Origin of the sequence: Erwinia piriflorinigrans CFBP 5888, assembly GCF_001050515.1 — a bacterium.
Lineage (GTDB): Bacteria > Pseudomonadota > Gammaproteobacteria > Enterobacterales > Enterobacteriaceae > Erwinia > Erwinia piriflorinigrans.
The window spans coordinates 1-2,218 of record NZ_CAHS01000025.1; the positions used below are offsets into that span (position 1 = coordinate 1).

Sequence of the window (2,218 nt, forward strand, 5' to 3'; positions counted from 1 at the left end):
CGGGCAGGTAGCGTGCGAGGTCACCGGCGCGGTACATGCGTGCGCCGGGAAGCGGGCTGAACGGGTCGGGCAGGAAGCGCTCCGCGCTCAGTTCGGGGCGGTTCAGGTAGCCGCGTGCCACCCCGGCACCGCCGACGTACAGCTCACCGGTGGTGCCGGTCGGCACCGGCTGCTGCCGTTCGTCCAGCAGATAGAGGCGTAAATCGGCGATGCGCTGGCCAACCGGGCTGTGCGTCAGTTCGGTATCGGCGCGGGTCAGCAGGTGCCAGGTCACGTGTACGGTGGTCTCGGTGATGCCGTACATATTGACCAGCCGTGGCGCATCCTCCGCGTGGCGTTGATACCATTCGCGCAGGCTGGCGGTTTCCAGCGCCTCGCCGCCGAAAATCACCCAGCGCAGCTGATGGCTCAGGCCGCTGTCGGCTTCGGCGCGGGCAAAGGCCCTGAACGCCGAGGGCGTTTGGTTAAGTACCGTGACCCGGTGCTCGCACACCAGGCGCACGAAGTCGGGGGCGGAACGGGTGACCGCCGCCGGGACGATCACCAGCCGTCCGCCGTAGTACCACGCGCCCCAGATCTCCCAGACGGAGAAGTCAAACGAGAAGGAGTGGAACAGGCACCAGGTATCGCGCTCGCTGAAGCTGAAGGTTGGCGCGGTGGCGTGGAACAGGCGATCCACCTGGCGGTGTTCGACCATCACGCCCTTCGGCTGGCCGGTGGAGCCGGAGGTGTAAATGACGTAGGCGAGATGGTGCGGGGCGACGGCGCAGCCGGGGTTTTCCGCCGGCCATGCGTCGTCGTCGGACGCGCGCTCCAGCGCGATGGCGCTGAGCGCGGTGTCGCCGAGGGCGGCGCGTCCGGCCTCATCGGCCAGCAGCAGCGCGGGGCGCGCATCGTCGAGAATATACGCCAGGCGCTCTCCGGCATAGGCGGGGTCGAGCGGCAGGTAAGCGGCACCGGCCTTGAGGATCGCCAGCAGGCCGATCATCAGCTGCGGCGAACGGTCGGCGCACAGGGCCACCAGGTTGTCGGGCTGCACGCCTTCGGCCAGCAGGCGGTGGGCAAGGCGGTTGGCGCGGGCGTTAAGCTCGCCGTAGCTGAGCGTACCGCCATCCCAGGCCAGCGCCACGGCGTGCGGGCTGCGGGCGGCATGCTGCTCAAGGCGCTGATGCAGGCAGCGCGTGCCGGGGTCGGCCGGGGTGACGTTGGCGTCCAGCAGCAGCCGGCGGCGCTCTTCCGGCGGCAGGATGTTCAGATGGCGAACGGGGGTTTCTGGCGACTGCTGTAGCGCCGCAAGCAGCGACAGCATCGCCTGCTGCATCAGGGCGCAGATGCGTTCCGGCGGCACGTCCGCCACGCTCTGGGCGGTAAGTCCCAGCGAACGATCGTTGTCCTCGACTGAAAGCACGAACGGATAGTTGGTGCGTTCTTCCATAGTCAGAATATCAACCCCGTTAATCAGCGGCTGCGTGACGTCGGTGTCGTTGTGACGGTAGTTCAGCAGGGCGCTGAACAGCGGAGCCGGGGCGGCAATACCGCTACAGCGCTGCGCCAGCGCCAGCGAGGCATGTTCATGGCCCAGCAGACGGCTCAGGGCGGCGTGCGTCTCCTGTACCGCTTCACGCGTTCCGCGCTGGTCAATATTCAGCCGCAGCGGCAGCGTGTTAACAAACAGACCGAGGATGCGGTCCGCTTCCGGCCCTGCCTGCAGGCGACCGAGCAGCACGGTGCCGAACACCACCTGGCTATTGCCGCTGGCGTGCGCCAGCGAGGTGGCACAGGCTGGCCAGGCTGACGCCAAGCTGGCGCGCCTGCTCACGCAGGCCACGGTTCAGGGTATCCGGCAGCGCGAGGTGCGCTTCACGTACGCCCTGACCGTCGGCATGCACGTCGCTTAGCCCGAAGGGCAGCGTGGGCGTGTCGATATCGCCGAGCATGGTACGGAAGAACTGCTCATGTTCCTGCTGACTGACGCCAAGGCGGGCCTGGGCGATCAGGTTACGGTAAGGCGTTGGTGACGGCAGGCTGTCTGCGCGACCGGTGCAGAAAGCGACAATCTCTTCCTGCTGGATCGCCAGCGCGGCATGGTCGCCGATCAGGTGATGCCACAGCTGCAGCGCGTACCAGCGGCCGTCACCGTCGCGCGCGGCGATCAGGCGCAGCAGCGGGGCCTGGCCGAGATCCAGACGATAGTGGCGCGGATGGAAGCGTGCCAGCA

Annotated in this window: 2 protein-coding genes; both read right to left on the minus strand. The window is 67.8% G+C overall.

Going from position 1 to position 2,218, the window contains the following annotated elements; translation table 11 throughout:
* Positions 1 to 1,801 (minus strand): non-ribosomal peptide synthetase (locus EPIR_RS17845; RefSeq protein ID WP_240987383.1); only part of this gene is annotated, 1,801 nt, incomplete at its 3' end.
* The coding region (locus EPIR_RS19350; protein ID WP_240987384.1) for a condensation domain-containing protein at positions 1,746 to 2,218 on the minus strand (473 nt) is incomplete at its 5' end. The genes EPIR_RS19350 and EPIR_RS17845, both read right to left, overlap by 56 nt.